Origin of the sequence: Pedobacter lithocola (genome assembly GCF_042650845.1) — a bacterium.
In the GTDB taxonomy this organism is placed as follows: Bacteria; Bacteroidota; Bacteroidia; order Sphingobacteriales; family Sphingobacteriaceae; genus Pedobacter; species Pedobacter lithocola.
Genome location: NZ_JBHSBW010000007.1, coordinates 102029 through 121980 on the forward strand (window position 1 = coordinate 102029; position 19952 = coordinate 121980).

Sequence of the window (19952 nt, forward strand, 5' to 3'; positions counted from 1 at the left end):
AACAATCAAACAACCTAAATATTTATTACCTGCCAATTGCTGGAACGACTGGTAAGCTCTCATTATCTTCATTACCTACACTTTGAACTGCAAAAAGATAATTATCCTTGCTGTACGGTATGCGCATTTCTGTTGCTGTTGTAAAGAATTTTTTCTGCCAAACCGGACTGCTGGTTTCACGCATTAAAATGTAATAGCCCTTTACTGTTCCATTTAATGGAGCTTTCCAGTATAAAAATGTCGAATTGCTTAAATTCTTTACATCAACTTTTACTTCTGTTGGCATAGATGGCGCTTTGGCCAGATTTGTTAGTACGGCAATGTTTACGGCTGTATTTTTTCTTAAATATTCAAAATCCATAAATTCGATTAAATCGCCATATTTTATTCCGTTTTCTGTTCTTAAATCCTGGTGCTGATGCTCGAAATTTTCGTTCATTTCAGTTAACCTAACGGCACTAAAGCCATTTTCTACAAAAGGTGTATGGTCGCCGCCACGTAAAAACCTATCATTGCGGTAAATTAATTTTATCTCAAGTTGGTCAACATATCGTTCTCCGGTTTCTTTAACATAGCGGGCAAGTTGCCTGCTTTTTCCATCGTTTTCTAAACCAAACTGACGGATGTTTTTGGCGTTTTTGTCCAATTCAAAACTTGGTAAGCCTTCGCTAAATACACGCAGTTTAGTATTATCAATTATTTGGGTTTCGCTTGCATTATTACTTCCAATCATATCGTTATTAAGCATGGCTTCTAAATTCCAACCTTCTTTTTTAGCTTTCATAGCCATAAAGCCTGAACCTAGCAACGATTGTTCTTCACCGCTAACAGCTACAAAAATGATAGTTGCAGGAAACTTGTATTGGCTCATAATTCGGGCGGCTTCAATCACGCCAGCCACACCACTTCCATCATCGTTTGCTCCTGGCCCATCACTAACTCTATTCATCACATCAGTTACACGGCTATCTAAATGACCGCTTACTACGAAAACGCGTTTGTCATTTGCATCAGTTCCTTTTAATATGGCAACAGCATTCCCCAGGTTAATCGGTTTATCAACACGTTTTCCGTCAGCTTTAATGGTTGTTGTATCTAAAAATGCAGTTAATCGGCCATCGCTAGATTTAGCAAATTGATTAAATTTACTCACCACCCAGTTTCTCGCAGCGCCAATTCCTTTTGTTTTACTTTTGGTATCACTAATGGTGCTACGGGTGCCAAAAGCAACCATTTTTATGATATATGATTTCAAAGAATCAGGGTTTACCGATTTAACCATCTTATCAATATCAGCATTGCGATTTACAATGGTTTGGGCGTTTAATGAACAAGTCAAGCAGCTTAAAACAAGAATAGTAGATATTTTCTTCATCCAGGAATAATTAGAAAGCTAATGTATTAAATTTTGATATCGTTTCCATAAGTGTAAAATCAATTCCTGTAACAATTTAAAGATAGGTTTGGAAATTAGGCACAAAGACGATTGATATGTAAATGTTAATTGTAATGCGATTTCTTCTTTTTATCAAAAACAATTGTCTAAAAAAATAATTTATATATTTATAACTTTTAAACTCAATATAAATTATTGCCGTATTATCCCAATCATTTCCAATGGATAGGTTTCCCGTTAATCTAACTTCTGCAAAATGCGAATTACTGGATAGAATACTTCAGGAGTTTCAGTATGAAGAGTATGTTAAGGCAGATCGTGTACTTCACATCTTCAAAGGAAATGCGATACTGGCTTCGGAATATCTTCATTTACTTAGTCAGCTAAACTTAATTATCCTTATTGGTGAAGTTTATGGGCATCCGTTGCCTGCACTTATTGGTAAACAATCGGGCCTGGAAATTTTTTTAAACGACGGTGGCTTTATGCGCCGGTTAGAATTGAAGAAAATGCATGAAGAAACAGGCAAAAGCATGATCGAACTTCAAAAGGAAATAATGGATTTACGAAATCAGCTTGCTACCTGCAGAGAAATTATTGCCAAGCAAGAAATGGCTATGCTTGATATGGATGAAGAACTAAAAAGGTTGGAAGCAGGGATGGAGAACGAAGATTTTTAAAATAGCTGTAGCGTTTTTATTGTTTACAGCGTATTCAAATAAAACTAATCTAATAGCGCTATGAAAATGTTGAATACTCTTGTCGTGATAATATTAGTCACGTTATCTTTTTCATCTTGTAAAAAGCCTGGTAAAGATTTATTACCTAAAGATGCATTAACTGGTGCCTGGGAAGAATTGCCAACACAACCCACCTCAAGAACATTAATTTTCGAACCTGGTGGTAAATTCACATCTAAGTTAAAGATGAAAGGCACTTACGATTGGTTTATTTTAGCTAGTGGAACTTATGCTATTGATGCTGATAATATATTTGTAACAATTACCGAAGTTCAGGAAAGAGATGCTTTTGGTAAGATTACTAAAAGCCCAGTTAATTTTAGCTATTTTGATAAAGGCAAGTTTAACATTAAAGATTTTGTGCTTACTATCGATTACAAAACTTATCCGGCCGATTCTCCTATGGATACGCAGGCAAAATTTAATAAGATATTACCGATTGATTAAGCTGAAACATTATTAAAAAAGTGATGTATATCATTAATTTATGTATTTTAATACTTTAACTGCCTAACTTTTGGTTGTTACGTTTGCGGTCTTTTAAGTTAAAACATTGTGTGCCATAAGGTGTTGATTAAATGAATTATTATGACTTAATTTAGTCTTCATTTAAAAACTATATGACCAATACAGATATTTTAGGGTACACACCAAATCCAAATTACAGCAAATCAGTTGCTTATTTTTCTATGGAATTTGCCATCGATCAATCGCTAAAAATTTACAGTGGTGGATTGGGTTTTCTATCAGGTTCGCACCTGCGTAGCGCATACGAGCTTAAACAGAATTTAATCGGTATCGGTATGTTGTGGAAATATGGTTATCACGATCAGGTTAGGGATAAGGATAACAATATGATACCGCAGTTTATTCAGAAAGATTATTCATTTTTAGAAGATACCGGAATTATTTTTTCTGTTCCTGTGCACAGTGGGATGGTTAAGGTTAAAGCTTTTTTATTAAGACCAGAAACATTCGGTTCTGCACCATTATTTCTACTAAGCACCGATTTGGAGGAAAATGATTACGTAAGTAGAAGCATTACACATCGGTTGTACGACCCAAATGAAACCACAAGAATTGCTCAATCGATAATTTTGGGTATTGGTGGCGGTTTGCTACTGGATCAATTAAACTTAACACCAGATATCTACCACATGAACGAAGGGCATGCCGTTCCGCTGAATTTCTACCTGTATTCTAAATTTAAAAATCTGGAAGAAATTAAAAAGCGAATGGTGTTCACTACGCATACACCCGAACAAGCTGGAAACGAGGAACATGATTTTTCTTTATTAAAGGATATGTCGTTCTTCTATCACCTTCAAGAACATGAAGTTAAGTTTATTTTAGGTATGGATGGTGATAAGTTTAACTATACACTTGGCGCACTTAAATTTTCTGGTAAGGCAAATGGTGTATCTAAACTGCACGGCGAAGTAGCCCGCCAAATGTGGGGCAGTTATAATAATATTTGCGAAATTACCTCGATAACAAATGCACAAAATCAAAGCCATTGGCAAGATACTGAATTTGCAGCGGCACTTAAAGCAAATAATGAACAAGGTGTAGCTTTGAGAAAAAAGGAAATGAAAACGTTGCTTTTTAAGGAAGTGGCTAATCAAACAGGGAAAATTTTTAAGGAAGACGTGTTAACAATTGTTTGGGCAAGGCGATTTGCTGCTTATAAAAGAGCAGACCTTTTGATGTACGATTGGGAACGTTTCTTGAAATTGCTAAATTCAGCCGATATGCCTGTTCAAATTATATGGGCGGGTAAACCATATCCTGAAGATGATGGAGCCAATAAAATGTTTAATCAAATAATTAAAAAAACATTAAAATTTGCCAACTGCGCAGTGCTTACCGGCTATGAACTTGGTTTAAGCGCATTATTAAAAAAGGGTTGTGATGTGTGGCTTAATAACCCAAAAATGTATCGCGAAGCTTCAGGAACTAGTGGTATGACAGCTGCCATGAACGGTGCTATAAATCTTTCTTTACCAGATGGTTGGGTACCAGAATTTGCTGTAGATGGAGAGAATTGTTTCATCATTCAACCCGCTGCCGATGAACTTCCGCAAACAGAAAGAGATGCAAAAGAGAATTCAAATCTGTTAACTGTTATTGAGGATGTAGTATTACCTACTTATTATAAAAATCCATCTAAATGGTATAATATGATACAAAACGGAATACAAGGCGTTCTTCCCGCGTTTGAATCATCAAGAATGGCTGATGAATATTATGAAGTGATGTATAAGAAGGTTTAAAAAACATTTATTGTAATTATTTAAAGGCAATCTTTTTTGATAGAAGATTGCTTTTTTTTGTTGCTAGTTTTTACTCATTAGTCTGTGTCTCCTCAGGCCAAAATCGAAAGATGTTGACCGTGTTTGAAGACACAGAACATGGGTAAGAATATTTAAATATCACCAAATTCATAGTTTTTGTAGAGCAATAACTTAAGCATCTATTAATGTTCGCTCCGCTATCTCTTCAAGTCCTCATCCTCGTTCCTCGTCTTCCGGGCTTTTCGTTCTATCGGGTCTAGTTAATTTTGCTTCTTCAAGTATTTAAGGTTGCATGAAACCTACCGTCATTGCGAGGTACCAAGCAATCTAATAACGGTTTAATCATTCAGTTCTTACCCCTCGGTCTGTTTGCACACAGACCGAAATCGAAAGATGTTGATCGTGTGTGAAGACACAGAACATGGGTGAGAATATTTAAATATCACCAAATTCTTAATTTTTGAAGAGCAATAACTGAAACATCTATTAATGTCCGCCCCGCTATCTCTTCAAGTCCTCATCCTCGTTCCTCGTCTTCCGGGCTTTTCGTTCTATCGGGTCTAGTTAATTTTGCTTCTGCAAGTATTTAAGGTTGCATGAAACCTACCGTAATTGCGAGGTACGAAGCAATCTAATAACGTTTCAATCATTCAGTTTTTACCCCTCGGTCTGTGTCCCCACAGACCGAAATTGTAAGTGTTAATACAGTCTATATTTTTGTTCAACTCAAATTATTTTTAAAATAAATTATCATTATCACAGCTTTACAAATATAAAATCTATATTTATGCAACCGTTTGCATAACCAAGTAAAATTACCTTAAATGTATTTATTAGGCATAGATTTAGGAACATCTTCCATCAAAGTTTCCATTGTTGATTCTCTTACACAAAAGTGTGTTGCTTCCGCACAATGTCCTGAAAAAGAAGCAGATATAAAATCCATACAAGCAGGTTGGGCAGAGCAAGACCCAAATGATTGGTGGCAGCATACCCAAAAGGCAATCTTAAAATTAAAGGATTTACCAAATGTAAATCTCAAAGCAATTAAAGCTATAGGAATTGCTTATCAAATGCATGGTTTGGTTGTAGTTGATGAAAACCAAAATGTTTTAAGAGATAGTATTATTTGGTGCGATAGCCGCTCTGTTGAAATTGGTGATAAAGCTTTTGAAGAGATTGGACATGAAAAATCGCTGCAAAATTTATTGAATTCTCCAGGCAATTTCACAGCTTCAAAATTAGCATGGGTTAAATTAAACGAACCCGAAATTTATCAGCAAATTGATAAAATAATGCTTCCAGGAGATTTTTTGGCAATGATGTTAACAGGCGATATTTCAACAAGCATATCGGCACTTTCAGAAGGAGTTTTCTGGGATTTTGCTAAAAACGAACTATCAGAAGATGTGATGAATTATTATCAAATTGATAAAAACCTCATCCCTAAGATTAATCCACTATTTTCAATTCATGGTCATTTAAAAGAAGATATTGCCTTATTGCTAGGTTTAAGTGCTAGTATTCCGGTAAGTTATAAATCTGGCGATCAACCAAATAATGCTTTATCGTTAAATGTTTTAAAACCCGGCGAAGTAGCAGCAACAGCAGGTACATCTGGTGTAATTTACGGCGTTAGTGATACATTAACTTATGATGTCAAATCGAGGATTAACACTTTTGCGCATGTAACCTATACCAAAGAAAATCCGCATACAGGCGTTTTACTTTGTATAAACGGTACTGGGAGCATGTATCGTTGGGCTAAAAATAATTTTGCACCAAATTTATCTTATCACGAATTAAATAAACTTGCCGAAACTGCGCCGATTGGTAGCAATGGCTTGCGTGTATTACCTTTTGGTAACGGTGCCGAACGTATGTTGGGTAATAAATATACTGGTGCACAAATAGTCGGGATAAATTTAAACAAGCATACCCAAGCCGATATTTTTAGAGCTGTGCAAGAAGGTATCGCATTCTCATTCCGTTATGGGTTGGATATTATGAGAGAAAACGGGATGCAACCAAATGTAATTCGTGCAGGCAAAGCCAATTTATTTTTAAGTGAAATATTTGCACAAACCTTTGTTGATGTTACAGCAGTAAAATTAGAATTGTATGAAAACGATGGAAGTGTAGGAGCAGCAATCGGTGCTGGTATAGGGGCTGGAATCTTTAAAAACACTGAAGAAGCTTTTTCGCAGCATAATGTCCTTAGCCAAATAGAACCAAAAAATGTTGATGAGTATGAAAAAATTTATCAAGACTGGAAACAGCTATTAATTAAAGAATTAAATAATCAGAAATAAAATTTAAAGCAATGGTAAAAGTATTAACAGGCGAAAAAGTGTTTTTTAATGGTATAGACCAAATTAAATATGAAGGTTTAGAAAGCGATAACCCGCTGGCATTTAGATGGTACGATGCAAATAAAGTTGTGGCAGGAAAAACCATGACCGAGCATTTTAAATTTGCATGTGCTTACTGGCATTCTTTTAATGGTAATGGAGCCGATCCTTTTGGCGGACCAACACATGTATTTCCATGGGATGAAAAGAAAGATGCTGTGGAAAGAGCGAAAGACAAAATGAATGCAGCGTTCGAATTTATAACCAAAATGCAAATTCCTTATTACTGTTTTCATGATGTTGATGTGGTTGATTATGGTAATGATATTGCTGAAAACGAACGTAGGTTGCAAACACTTGTTGAGTATGCCAAACAAAAACAGGCAGAAAGTGGCGTTAAATTACTATGGGGAACTGCAAATTTATTTAGCCATAAGCGTTACATGAATGGCGCTTCTACAAATCCCGATTTCCACGTTTTGGCCCATGGAGCTGCACAGGTAAAAGCAGCTTTAGATGCAACCATTGCGTTAGGTGGCGAGAATTATGTTTTTTGGGGTGGAAGAGAAGGTTACATGAGTTTGCTAAATACCAATATGAAACGTGAGCAAGAGCATTTGGCGAAATTTTTACATACTGCTAAAGATTATGCAAGGCAACAAGGCTTTAAAGGAACTTTCTTTATCGAACCTAAACCTTGCGAACCTTCAAAGCATCAGTACGATTATGATGCTGCAACGGTTAAAGGATTTTTACAGCAATACGATTTATTGGGCGATTTTAAATTAAATCTGGAAGTAAACCATGCAACACTAGCCGGCCATACGTTTCAACACGAATTGCAGGTAGCTGTTGATAATGGTTTATTGGGTTCTATCGATGCAAACCGTGGTGATTATCAAAATGGTTGGGATACTGACCAGTTTCCGAATGATATAAATGAATTAACAGAAACCATGTTGATTATACTAGAAGGTGGTGGATTACAAGGCGGAGGTGTTAATTTCGATGCTAAAATCCGCAGAAACTCTACCGATGCGAAAGATTTGTTTTATGCGCATGTTGGTGGCATGGATATTTTTGCAAGAGCTTTAATTACTGCTGATGCCATTCTACAAAAATCCGATTATAAGAAAATAAGAACAGAAAGATATGCTTCTTTCGATTCTGGAAAAGGTGCCGAATTTGAGCAAGGAAAGTTATCATTAGAAGATTTAAGAAACTTTGCTGCCCAAAATGGCGAACCTGAAGTAATTAGCGGTAAACAAGAATATTTAGAAAATCTGATTAACAGATACATTTAATCAACAAATTCTAAAAATATTTTGAGGCTGTATCATAAAACACTATGTCATCCTGAGCCTGTCGAAGGACTTGCAAAAACTGCCTTTTGAGGCCTCAATGTGACAAAGTTCATAGATAATTGATTTATGATGCAGCCTTAATCAACTCCTTGTAATTTAATGGTGTTAAAATAAAGTTTAAATTGAAGAAAAAGACGACCATATACGATATTGCGAAGGAATTAGGTATAACTGTTTCTACAGTTTCTCGGGCATTGAGTGGTTTTCCGGCAATAAGTAAGAATACAAGGCAGGCGGTTTTAGATGCTGCAAAACGATTAAATTATAGTCCGAACAAGCTTGCCTCTGCTCTAAAATCGGGTAAAACATTTATTGTAGGGGTTATCGTTCCCTCTGTTGAATCGCATTTTTTTGCTTCAATTATTCACAGTATAGAAGAAGGATTAAAAAGCAATGGTTATCGAATCATTCTATTTCAATCGAAAGAATTATTAGCCAATGAAATCAAAGGTGTTAAAACACTACTCGAAGCTCAGGTTGATGGAATCATGGCTTCTATGTCGCTCGAAACAAATGAAATAATGCATTTCGAAGAAATCGTAAAACAGAATAAGCCATTAATTATTTTTGATAGGGTAAATCTGAAAATAGATGTGCCAACAATTACATTAAACGACTATCAAGCGGGCTACCTGGCAACCGAACACCTTATTAAACAAGGTTATAGAAATATTGCATTTATTGCACCTGTGCAACAAATAAAAATTTTTAGCAATAGATTAAAGGGATACAAAGATGCGCTTCAAAAAAATGGTTTAGTCGTAGATAGTAATAACATAATTTTTAGTGGCTTATCAATAAATGATGGCTTAAACGGTGCAATGGAACTGCTAAGTAATCCAAATAAACCAGATGCCATTATTGCTGGCGATGATTTTACAGCATTAGGTGTTACCAAAAAGCTTAACGAACTAGGACAACATATTCCTAAAATTGGTGTAATTGGATTTGCCAACGAAGCTTTTTCAGCATACATTTCTCCAAGTTTATCTACAATTGATCAGCATCCGGCTCAAATGGGAAGCGCTTGTGCAGCAATGTTTTTAGAAATGATTTTGCAGCAAAATCCTTACGATAACATTCGTAATATAATATTAGAACCAACATTATTACCTCGAGCATCAACGGGGTTAAATTAGTTTAGAAACAAAAAAAAACTGCAATTCGAAAATGAATTTGCAGGTTTTTTGTGCTCTCGACGAGATTCGAACTCATATCGACGGTACCGGAAACCGTAATTCTATCCATTGAACTACGAGAGCATGAGGCTGCAAATATAGAAAATCAAAGTGTTACTTTCCTTTAATATTTAGCCTAAAATAAACGATAGTTTTTAGATGATAATTTAAAATCCTTTTGCCAAAGTAAACAAATAATAAAAGCTTGCTCAATTCTTGTTTTACCTAAAATTAACCTACTGTTAACGGCAAAATTGGCTTTTTTAGAAATAAAAATGCACCTTTGCGAACCGCTCATAAAGGTTTAGGCATGTAATAAAATATTTTGTTGTGTATGGAAGAATTGGTTGTAGATGAAGTTCAGGAACTGCTCGAAAAAGATAATGATAAAGCATTAAAGCAATATCTCGATGCGCTGAATATTTCTGATGTTGAAGAACTCATTGATGAACTTCCGCAATATGCAGCCAAATTTATCGATACAATTTCTTTAAACAGAGCAGTTAACGTTTTCAGGATTCTGGATTTTCCTACTCAGGAAAGGATTATCAAAAAACTTTCAGGCAATAAATTAAATCAAATCATAAAGGATTTACCTCCTGATGATCGTACCGCACTTTTTAGTGAGTTAAAAGGCGATGTGGTTAAAAAGATGATTACCCTTCTTCCGCCCGAAGAACGTAAAGAATCACTTGCACTTTTAGGTTATAAGGAAGATAGTATTGGCCGTTTAATGACGCCAGATTATATTGCTGTCAAGCCCGAATGGTCTATTTCTAGAGTGCTTTCTCACATTAGGCGTTATGGTAAAAACTCAGAAACCATAGATGTAGTTTACGTAATTGACAAGGATGGAATTTTGCTTGATGACATTAGGATTCGTGAGGTTTTATTGGCCGATCCTGATGCAGTTATTGGCGAGCTAACCGATAAAAGATTTATCGCTTTAAAAGCAAACGACCCGCAGGAAGATGCAATTAACATTTTCAGAATGAACAATCGTGTAGCATTGCCCGTGGTTGATGAAGGTAACATACTTTTAGGAATTGTTACGGTTGATGATATACTTTGGATTGCCAACGAAGAATATACAGAGGATATGCATAAAATTGGTGGTACCGCTGCATTAGATGAACCTTACCTCGATACATCTATATTTAATTTGGTTAGAAAGCGAGTAGGTTGGCTTGCGATCTTAATGCTTGGTGAAATGCTTACGGCAACTGCAATGGGCTTTTTCGAAGGACAAATTCATAAGGCAACGGTATTGGCTTTATTTATTCCGTTAATCATTTCTTGTGGCGGAAATAGTGGTTCTCAAGCATCCACGCTAATTATCCAGGCAATGGCTTTAGGTGAAGTAACCATTAAAGATTGGTGGCGGGTGATGAATAGAGAAATTAGCTCGGGTTTTTTATTGGGCTTTTCTTTGGGGGTTATAGGCTTTTTAAGAATTTTTTTCTGGCACCTGGCCTGGCCTAATACTTACGGAGAACATTGGCTTTTAATTGCTTTTACAATAAGCGTTTCATTGGTTTTTGTAGTACTTTGGGGCTCATTAAGTGGCTCAATGCTCCCAATTCTGCTTAAAAGACTTGGTGCCGACCCAGCAACATCATCAGCGCCTTTTGTAGCTACACTTGTTGATGTTACCGGATTAATTATATATTTCAGTTTTGCAGTTTTATTTTTAAAAGGGGTATTGCTCTAAATCAATCATGGAAAATCAAACTAAAATCACAACACTATTTACTGATATCGGTGGTGTATTATTAACCAATGGCTGGGATAGAAAGGCGAGGGGTGAAGCTGCGGTACTTTTCAATTTAGATTCTGTAGAGGTAGAAGAACGCCATCACTTAACTTTTGATACTTACGAAGTAGGTAAAATAACTTTAGATGAATATTTGGAACGTTTAGTTTTTTACGAAGAACGTACTTTTTCTTACGATGATTTTAAAGAATTCATGTTTAAAAAATCGCTTCCCTACCCGGAGATGATAAAATTAATTTGTGATTTAAAGAAAAAGTATAATTTGAAAGTTGCAGTTATTAGTAACGAGGGAAGAGAATTAAATCAATATCGAATTAATACTTTTAAATTAAATGAGTTTGTAGATTTCTTTGTTTCATCAAGCTTTGTTCATTTCCGTAAACCCGATGCTGATATTTTCAAAGTTGCCATCGATATTTCGCAAAGTGATGTTGCAACAAGTTTGTATATAGATGATAGAATGCTTTTTGTACAGGTTGCAGAAGGATTGGGCTTACAAGGCATCCATCATACAGATTATGAAGATACCAAAGCACAATTAGCAACATTTGGTTTGGAGGTGTAATCTTAAAAACGACAAATTAGAAAGTAAAAAAAGCCATTACATTAAATCATGATTTTCAAATAATTTATTCGTGATTCTTAAGTTTCTTAGGCAAAAAAATTCCCATAAAAAAAGCTGCCTTTTTGGGGCAGCTCTAATTAAATCTATTAATCGCTAAACATTAAACCTAAAGTGCATAATATCACCATCTTCTACAATGTATGTTTTGCCTTCTACACCTAATTTACCAGCTTCTTTACAAGCATTTTCCGAACCTAAGGTTACAAAATCAGTATATTTTATTACTTCAGCACGGATAAATCCTTTTTCAAAATCTGTATGAATAACACCAGCAGCTTGTGGTGCTGTAAAACCTTTAGTAATTGTCCACGCTCTAACCTCTTGTACACCAGCAGTAAAGTAAGTATATAAGTTTAATAATTTATAAGCTGTTCTAATTAATTTGTTTACACCAGATTCTGTTAAGCCTAAATCTGCTAAAAACTCTTCACGTTCTTCGTAGCTATCTAACTCCGCAATTTCAGATTCTATTTTTGCAGAAATAACCAGTACTTCAGCTTTTTCATCAGCTACGTTTGCTTTAACCAAATCAACATATTTGTTTCCGGTTAGTACCGATGCCTCATCAACATTACAAACATACATTACCGGTTTTTGCGTTAATAAACCCAAATCTTCGATGAAATCAAAATCATCTTGAGGCAAACTTGCTGTACGTATAGATTTTCCGCCTTCTAAATGAGCTTTTACAACAGTTAAAATTTCAAAGGTGCGTTTTGCATCTTTATCGGTTTTAGCCATTTTTTCTACCTTTTGAATGCGTTTATCAACGGTATCTAAATCTTTCAATTGCAGTTCAGTGTCGATAATTTCTTTGTCGCGAATTGGGTCAACAGAACCATCAACATGAATCACATTACCATCATCAAAGCAACGCAAAACATGGATTATTGCATTTGTAGCACGGATGTTTCCTAAGAACTGATTGCCTAAGCCTTCACCTTTGGATGCGCCTTTAACCAAGCCAGCAATATCAACTATCTCAATTGTATTTGGCTGAACCTTGTTCGGTTTTACCAATTCTGCAAGTTTTGTTAATCTTTCATCGGGTACAGTAATTACGCCAACATTGGGCTCAATTGTACAGAACGGAAAATTTGCCGCCTGTGCTTTTGCATTTGATAAACAATTAAAAAGTGTCGATTTACCAACATTTGGTAAGCCAACTATACCACATTGTAATGCCATTTATATTATATTGATTTACGATTTACGAATTATGATTTACGAATTTGTTCAGGGGTTTCATTCATTGACTTCTGCATTGCCGCTTTCACCTTTCCACTTTGCTCTTCACCCTTCACCCTTCACCCTTCACCCTTTTTCAGGCGGCAAAGATAAGCTTTTAAACCTTTAATTTAAATCAGCAATTTGTGGCTAATGGATATTTTATCTAAGTTTATCCAAAATTATAAAGAAAAGCATGGAAGATTTGGAGCAAACGCCTCAGGAAGTAAAATTAATCGTAACCGAAGAAATGAGAAGTTACATTTATGAGATTTCGAAGTGGGCAAGATTTTTATCTATCATCGGATTCATTTTGGCTGCTTTTTTAATTATTGGGTCTTTCGGAATAGGTGCAGCATTAACAGCAAACCCTGCTATGGTAGCTCAACTTGGTCCTTTAGCGGGTGCAGGTGCAATCGGAGTAACTATTGTTTATTTACTTTTAGCGTTAATGTATTTCTATCCAAGTTTGCTGCTTTTTAGGTTTTCAAATAAAGGCAAACAGGGAGTTTTATATGGCGATCAAGAAAGTTTAAACGATGCTATGATGAATATGAAATCATTATTTAAATTTTGGGGTATTTTCACCATCGCTATAATGATTTGCTATTTCCTTTTTATGTTGCTTTTTGCAGCAAGTATGGTTAAAGCATAGCTGAGATTGCTTCATACTTCAGTAATTTAGGGAGTTATATCGTCTTTGCGAGGTATGAAGCTATCTCATAAATAATATCAAAAACTATTTAAAATATTTCTTCATACCATCTGGTTGTTTCCATCCAAAATTTGGTTCGTAATGGTTCCATAACAGGTTGCTAAGTTTTCTTATTATTACCCAACCTTCGTTACCATAATTCCAAGAGGTATCTTTTTGATTTTTTGTGGTAATACAAAAAACATAATCGCCATGTGGCGCATTAACCAGCAACACTTCTGATCGGGCAGCATCAACAGCACCCGATTTTGATGCAACCTGAACTGTTGGTGGAATTTGAGATAGCGCTTCAGTATCCCAATAAATGCGAATTAAATTTCTGTAAATCCTTTCTGATGCCGCTGGATTTATCATTTTACCATCTCTAATCAATGTAAGCAAGGTTGCCATTTCTCTAGGTGTTGTTTGTCCCCAACCGTATTTTTTTTGATATTGGCTTCTGCCCGGCGTACGAGAATTTACTTTTGTGTTTTTTAAACCATTAACATCCATAATAGCATTAATCGCAGTTCCTGTTCCGGCTAAAAGTTGCGACCATAAACTGGCTGTATTATCGCTTGTGGTAATCATCAGCATTAAAACCTTACTTAAAGCGATTTTTTCGCTGTCTTTAAAAGATCCTAAAATATCTTCACCAGCATAAAGCAAGCTATCACAATACATTAGTGTGCTATGATAATCAAGCTCACCTTGCTCAATTTTATCAAATATACCACAGGTAATGGGTACCTTAATCATGCTAGCTGTTGGAAAAATAGTATCGGCATTTATATAAGCTATTTTGCCGCTCTTTAAATTTTTAACATAAATACCAACGTCACCATTAAAGCCTTTAACCAATTCATTTAATTTTGACTGAAGTTTTTTATCAATCTTTTCTTGACTAAATGAATACAGAGATGTAATTATAATACATGTTACCAGAACAATTTTCTTCATAAAAAAATGATTTAATATTTTTTGAAAATAAAAAAGTCTCGATTTTCATCGAGACTTTGATTATTGAAATTGTATATACTTAAAAAGAAAAATCGTCGTTTGGTTTGGTGCTATGTTCTCCATTTTCTGAATATTCATAACGTTTTTCAACAACATCCTGGTGAGTTTTAATGTATTCAACAGTTTCGGTTAGGCCTTCTGCAAATTTTTCAAAATCTTCTTTATACAAAAAGATTTTATGTTTTACAAATACTCCGTCTTCTAATCTTTTCTTGCTCTCGGTAACTGTTAAATAATAATCACCTGAACGAGTAGCCTTCACGTCGAAAAAATAAGTTCTCTTACCTGCTCTTACTTTCTTTGAAAAAACTTCTTCTCTCTCTTTATTGTCGAATTCTCCCATGGTTGGTATTGATGTTGGTTTTTGGTTTCGGTAAATATAAAGCAAATATTTAAAGTTCAAAATAGAATTTAACACAAATTAACTACTTCGGGTTTCTTCTTCTAAAAGTTGGTTATGGTATAATTCTGCATAACTACCATTTAAGCTAAGCAATTCATTATGTGTTCCTTGTTCTATAATTTTTCCATTATCTAGCACCAGAATTTTGTCAGCATTTTTAATTGTTGATATTCTGTGTGCAATTAAGATACTGGTTTTGCCATTCATTATTTTACCCAAATTTTGCAAAATTTCTTCTTCAGTACGGGTATCAACGGCCGAGAGACAATCATCAAAAATTAAAATTTTAGGCGATTTAATTAAAGCCCTTGCAATCGAAACACGTTGTTTTTGGCCACCAGAGAGTGTTATTCCCCTTTCGCCAAGCATGGTTTCAAATTTTTCGTCAAAATCGATAATGTTGTGGTAAACCGATGCGTTCTTTGCTGCATCATATACTTCATCATCTGTAACGGTATCTAAACCGAATGCAATATTATTCTTTATCGTATCAGAAAAAAGAAAAACTTCTTGAGGTACAAAACCAATCTGACCGCGGTAGTTTTTTAAATTCAACGATTTTAAATTTTCGCCATCAATGGTAATCGAACCATTTTCCACATCATACATCCGCATAATTAAATTGGCTAATGTTGATTTTCCTGAACCAGTTTTACCGATGATGGCTACAAATTCACCATTTTTAATTTCGAAACTAACATTTTTTAATGCTTCAATACCAGTATCAGGATATGTAAAACTGACATTTTTAAAGCTAATGTTTCCATTTAAAGTTATTTCTTCTGAGTTAGTTGATTGAATATCAGAAGGGATATCTAAAAACTCATTAATCCTTCTCTGCGATGCTGCAGCCCGTTGAATAAGTGATGTAACCCATCCGAGCATCGTTACCGGAAATGTTAATTGGTTGATATAAATTATAAACTCTGCAATGTTTCCAGCCGTTATACTGCCGTTCATTACTTGGATACCACCAATATATATGGTTAAAATAGTGCTTAAACCAATTAATAAAAGCATTGTAGGGTAAAATAATGCTGAAACCTTTACCAAGCCCATCGAATCTTTTTTATACCTGTTACTTTGAGCTTCGAACATATTTCTGGTATAATCCTCACGAACGTAGGATTTAATAATTCTAATGCCCGAAAATCGTTCTTGAACAAAACTTGAAAGATCTGATAAGCGTTCCTGAATTCTACCGCTTTTCTTAAAAATTAACGTATTTACATAATAGATAATAATCACCAAAAATGGAAGCGGTAGCAGGCAATAAATAGCAAGTTTTGCGTTTACATCAAACATCGACCAAATAATTAGCACCGATAAAACAAAAGTATTTATGGTGTACATTATTGCCGGCCCAACATACATTCTAACTCGATTTACATCCTCAGTAGCTCTATTCATTAAATCGCCAGTGTTGTTTCTACGATAAAAGCCTAAACTCAACTTTTGATAGTGTTGATAAATATCGTTTTTCATGTCAAATTCTATATGCCTCGACATAAGAATAATGGTTTGGCGCATGAAAAATAAAAACAAGCCACGTAGTATGTACAATATGATTACTAAAAGCCCGAAGTACAAAAGGCTGTTACTGAAAATGTCATAAATTACTTGCTGGCGATTAAAGCCGTTAAATAGATTGTATATCTGAATGTTTTCTGTAATTAAATCAAACGCATAACCGATAACCTGAGCAGGTACAACACCAAAAACGTTAGATATCACAACGAAAATGCTTCCAGGAATAATCCACCATTTGTATTTAAGGAAGTATTTATTTAAGCGACTCAGATGTTTCATACTCCACAAACTTAGCCAATGCGCAACAAATTTTGTTATAGTTTAGTTAAAATCATGTAATAATGGTTTTTTATTTTATTTTTGCAGCAGGTTAGCCGAACGTTCATTATGCCAGCAAATTCTTCGTCAGATTCATCAATACTAGAGCAATTAAGTGCTTATGGGCATAAAAAATTGGTTTATTGTAATGATCCCGATTCAGGTTTAAAAGCTATTATCGCTATTCACGATACCACTTTAGGTCCGGCTTTAGGCGGAACCCGCATGTGGAGTTATGCCACCGAAGGCGAAGCCTTAGAAGATGCATTGCGTTTATCAAGGGGAATGACCTACAAATCTGCCATTACAGGCTTAAATTTAGGTGGTGGAAAAGGCGTTATCATTGGCGATTCGAGGAAAGACAAAACAGAAACTTTAATGCGTAGCTATGGCAGGTTTATCAAAAATCTGAATGGCGAATTTATAACTGCTGAAGAAATGGGTACCAATACTCGTGATATGGAATTCATTCGGATGGAAACCAATTACGTAACAGGTGTTCCAGAATCTATTGGTGGTGCCGGAAATCCTGCTCCATTTACTGCTCAAGGTGTATATTTAGGTATAAAAGCAAGTGTTAAAGAGGTCTTCGGTACCGATATGCTTGCAGGTCGAACAATAGTTGTACAAGGAATTGGAAATGTAGGCGAACACCTAGTTGCTTTACTAAGAAAAGAAAATGCTGAAGTTTTAATTAGTGATATTAACCAAGAGCAGTTGACTTACGTTGCCCGAAAATATAAAGCTAAACCCATTGAAGCAGATAAAATTTTTGGGATTGATGCTGATGTTTATGCGCCTTGTGCGATGGGAGCAACGGTTAACAATAAAACCATCGAACGGATGAAATTCGCGATTATAGCGGGTTCAGCAAACAATCAATTAAAAGATGAAGTTTTAGATAGCGAGCTGTTAATGAAAAAGGGAATACTATTTGCACCAGATTATTTAATCAACGCAGGTGGCTTAATTTCTTGTTATTCGGAACTAACAGGCTTTGGTAAAAAGCGCACCGTACAGCTAACGGAGAATATTTACGAGGCTACAAGAAATGTTATTAAACTAAGTAAAGCAGAACAAATACCAACAAATATTGCTGTAAATCGAATTGCTGAAAAGCGCATTGCAGATATAAAGAAAATCAAATCAACATATTAAATATTTTATTAATCGGTTACAAAAACCAAACTCGTTCTTACATTCATGTTAAACAGAAGGCACTTAAGAATTAAAGCTTTGCAAAACATTTTTGCATGGCACATGGCAGATAAAAAAGACATCAAAGGTGATCTTAAAATTTTAATGCAAAGCATAGATAGCGTTTACGAAATGTATATCTGGATGCTTTCTTTAATGGTAGAAGTTACCGAATTTACTGCCAATGATGCTGCAGAACGTGCTAACAAGCACATTAAAACTGCAGATGATATCAATCCAAACATGAAATTGCTGCACAACAAGTTTAGTGTATTAATGCAGCAAAATCCTGAATACGTTGCTTCTGTAAAAAAATACAAGGTAGATTGGGGTTTCGATCCAGAAATCCGTAAAACAGTTTACAACTCACTAAAAGCATCAAAGGAATATGCAGAATATCTTGCTAACCCTGATGAAAGTTTAGAATCATCAAAAGACATTATCAAATACATTTTCAGAAAAATTATTTTAAAGAACCAGGCTATTATTCAGGTTTTTGAAGAGAAATTTATCAATTGGCAGGTTGACCATGAAGTGATGAAAGGTATGGTGGCTAAAACGCTGAAAAATTTCGTTTATGATGATCCATTCAAAAATAAGCTTACGGAGATAAGTGCAGATTGGATTGAAGATAGCCAGTTTGTACAGGATCTATTTGTACATACTTTGCAAAATGATGCTAAATATCAAGAAATGATAGCTGAAAGAACTAAAAATTGGGAATCGGAGCGTATCGCTTTAATGGATACAATTTTAATGAAAATGGCAATTTGCGAGCTTCTAAATTTTCCATCAATTCCTGTAAAAGTTACCATTAATGAGTATTTAGAATTATCAAAAGATTACAGTACACCGAAAAGTAATTCGTTTATAAACGGTATTTTAGATAAAATTTTAGGCGATTTAAAGAAAACCAATACCATTAAAAAAATCGGTCGCGGATTAATTGAAGAATAAAATGAAAAGAGTATTTATCCTTTTTATAGCTGCAATATCTTTTGCAGCTTGTCGTAATTCAAACACAAATGCTTCAGAAGGTTCAAGTGTTTCTGTTGGTAACGATACATCTAATGTATCTAAAATTGCTCCGGCAGATGCTGCGGTAATAACTTTTGAACGTGAGATTTTTGATTTTGAAAAAATACAGCAGGGAGAAAAGGTTCAGCATGATTTTAAGTTTAAAAATACAGGTAAAAGCCCTTTAATCATTTCGAATGCTACGGCCACTTGTGGTTGTACTATTCCTGAAACGCCAAAAGAGCCAATATTGCCAGGTAAAGAAGGTGTAATTAAGGTAGTTTTTAATAGCGAAGGAAAAATGGGTATGCAAGATAAAGTTGTTACTGTAACTTCAAATGCTAACCCTAACGTAAGCACGGTTCATTTAGTTGGTGAAGTGTTAGAAAAAAAGTAATCAAAAGTAAATCATCCAATATCAATAGCCATATTAAATCAATTGGCTAATTAATAAATTTAAATAACAAATAAAGACAAATGATATCAACAGTAATTTTGCAAGCAGCAGGTGGCGGTATGTTAGGTACAATTGTACCAATGGTACTAATCATGGTAGTGTTCTACTTTTTTATGATTCGCCCGCAAATTAAAAAAGCTAAAGACCATAAAAAATTAGTTGCCGAACTCGGCATCGGAGATAAAATCATAACAACAGCTGGTATTCACGGTAAAATTGTTGGTGCAAATGATACAACTTTTTTAATCGAAACTGAAGGCGGTGGTAAAATCAGATTTGATAAATCTGCGATTTCGTTAGATGCTACAAAAGCTTCTACAACTCCGCCAAAAGCTTAATCAAACTCATAAAAATTAATGTGCAGTTC

The 19952-nt window shown here is 34.9% G+C and carries 18 protein-coding genes and 1 tRNA gene; 13 read left to right on the forward strand and 6 right to left on the reverse strand.

Annotation, left to right across the window (positions count from 1 at the left end; all coding sequences use genetic code 11):
• Positions 1-25: 25 nt before the first annotated feature.
• A complete protein-coding gene (locus tag ACFOWA_RS02870; RefSeq protein ID WP_378981591.1) occupies positions 26-1375 on the reverse strand; it encodes a M28 family metallopeptidase in 1350 nt (449 codons plus the stop codon).
• A gap of 242 nt (positions 1376-1617) precedes the next feature.
• Here ACFOWA_RS02870 and ACFOWA_RS02875 point away from each other — a divergent pair, with 242 nt between their 5' ends.
• The 6 genes from ACFOWA_RS02875 (at position 1618) to ACFOWA_RS02900 (ending at position 9284) form a co-directional block, all read left to right on the forward strand.
• The gene (locus ACFOWA_RS02875) at positions 1618-2076 is read left to right on the forward strand and encodes a hypothetical protein (protein WP_378981593.1); all 459 of its coding nucleotides are present in this window, start codon (positions 1618-1620) and stop codon (positions 2074-2076) included.
• Between the two features lie 84 nt (positions 2077-2160).
• Positions 2161-2583 carry a hypothetical protein gene (locus tag ACFOWA_RS02880; protein ID WP_378981595.1) on the forward strand — a complete coding sequence of 141 codons (423 nt, stop codon included), beginning with the start codon at positions 2161-2163 and terminating at the stop codon, positions 2581-2583.
• A gap of 173 nt (positions 2584-2756) precedes the next feature.
• Positions 2757-4409 (forward strand): alpha-glucan family phosphorylase, encoded by a 1653-nt coding sequence (glgP, locus tag ACFOWA_RS02885; RefSeq protein ID WP_378981597.1) that lies wholly within the window; start codon positions 2757-2759, stop codon positions 4407-4409.
• Between the two features lie 845 nt (positions 4410-5254).
• On the forward strand, positions 5255-6742 hold the full coding sequence (locus tag ACFOWA_RS02890; protein WP_378981599.1) for a xylulokinase: 1488 nt from the start codon (positions 5255-5257) through the stop codon (positions 6740-6742).
• Between the two features lie 11 nt (positions 6743-6753).
• Positions 6754-8085, forward strand: a complete 1332-nt coding sequence (xylA, locus tag ACFOWA_RS02895; RefSeq protein WP_378981601.1) for a xylose isomerase — start codon at positions 6754-6756, stop codon at positions 8083-8085.
• Positions 8086-8267: 182 nt separating this feature from the next.
• Positions 8268-9284: a LacI family DNA-binding transcriptional regulator gene (locus tag ACFOWA_RS02900; protein WP_378981603.1), complete on the forward strand. Its 1017-nt coding sequence runs from the start codon at positions 8268-8270 to the stop codon at positions 9282-9284.
• Between the two features lie 51 nt (positions 9285-9335).
• Here ACFOWA_RS02900 and ACFOWA_RS02905 read toward each other — a convergent pair.
• Positions 9336-9407, reverse strand: a tRNA-Arg gene (locus tag ACFOWA_RS02905).
• A gap of 250 nt (positions 9408-9657) precedes the next feature.
• Here ACFOWA_RS02905 and mgtE point away from each other — a divergent pair.
• Positions 9658-11034: a magnesium transporter gene (gene mgtE / locus ACFOWA_RS02910; protein WP_378981605.1), complete on the forward strand. Its 1377-nt coding sequence runs from the start codon at positions 9658-9660 to the stop codon at positions 11032-11034.
• Between the two features lie 7 nt (positions 11035-11041).
• Entirely contained in the window at positions 11042-11662 is a 621-nt protein-coding gene (locus ACFOWA_RS02915) for an HAD hydrolase-like protein (RefSeq protein WP_378981607.1), read from the forward strand.
• Positions 11663-11815: 153 nt separating this feature from the next.
• Here ACFOWA_RS02915 and ychF read toward each other — a convergent pair whose 3' ends face one another.
• Complete coding sequence (ychF, locus tag ACFOWA_RS02920; RefSeq protein ID WP_378981609.1) at positions 11816-12910, reverse strand: redox-regulated ATPase YchF; 1095 nt, start codon at positions 12908-12910, stop codon at positions 11816-11818.
• A 235-nt stretch (positions 12911-13145) separates the two neighbouring features.
• On the opposite strand from ychF, the gene ACFOWA_RS02925 reads away from it, so the two are divergent.
• Positions 13146-13604: a hypothetical protein gene (locus tag ACFOWA_RS02925; protein ID WP_378981611.1), complete on the forward strand. Its 459-nt coding sequence runs from the start codon at positions 13146-13148 to the stop codon at positions 13602-13604.
• An 84-nt stretch (positions 13605-13688) separates the two neighbouring features.
• Here the strand turns inward: ACFOWA_RS02925 and ACFOWA_RS02930 are convergent, their stop codons facing one another.
• The 3 genes from ACFOWA_RS02930 to ACFOWA_RS02940 form a co-directional block, all read right to left on the reverse strand.
• Positions 13689-14603 carry a serine hydrolase gene (locus ACFOWA_RS02930; RefSeq protein ID WP_378981613.1) on the reverse strand — a complete coding sequence of 305 codons (915 nt, stop codon included), beginning with the start codon at positions 14601-14603 and terminating at the stop codon, positions 13689-13691.
• 79 nt (positions 14604-14682) lie between these two features.
• Positions 14683-15006: a DUF3276 family protein gene (locus ACFOWA_RS02935; protein WP_123205263.1), complete on the reverse strand. Its 324-nt coding sequence runs from the start codon at positions 15004-15006 to the stop codon at positions 14683-14685.
• 78 nt (positions 15007-15084) lie between these two features.
• Complete coding sequence (locus ACFOWA_RS02940; RefSeq protein ID WP_378981616.1) at positions 15085-16875, reverse strand: ABC transporter ATP-binding protein; 1791 nt, start codon at positions 16873-16875, stop codon at positions 15085-15087.
• 108 nt (positions 16876-16983) lie between these two features.
• On the opposite strand from ACFOWA_RS02940, the gene ACFOWA_RS02945 reads away from it, so the two are divergent.
• From ACFOWA_RS02945 to yajC, 4 genes are all read left to right on the forward strand, one after another.
• Positions 16984-18072, forward strand: a complete 1089-nt coding sequence (locus tag ACFOWA_RS02945) for a Glu/Leu/Phe/Val family dehydrogenase (protein ID WP_378981618.1) — start codon at positions 16984-16986, stop codon at positions 18070-18072.
• Positions 18073-18117: 45 nt separating this feature from the next.
• Positions 18118-19068: a transcription antitermination factor NusB gene (nusB, locus tag ACFOWA_RS02950; protein ID WP_378981620.1), complete on the forward strand. Its 951-nt coding sequence runs from the start codon at positions 18118-18120 to the stop codon at positions 19066-19068.
• A gap of 1 nt (position 19069) precedes the next feature.
• Positions 19070-19525, forward strand: a complete 456-nt coding sequence (locus ACFOWA_RS02955) for a DUF1573 domain-containing protein (RefSeq protein ID WP_378981622.1) — start codon at positions 19070-19072, stop codon at positions 19523-19525.
• Between the two features lie 80 nt (positions 19526-19605).
• On the forward strand, positions 19606-19923 hold the full coding sequence (gene yajC, locus ACFOWA_RS02960; protein ID WP_378981624.1) for a preprotein translocase subunit YajC: 318 nt from the start codon (positions 19606-19608) through the stop codon (positions 19921-19923).
• The last annotated feature ends 29 nt before the right edge of the window (positions 19924-19952 follow it).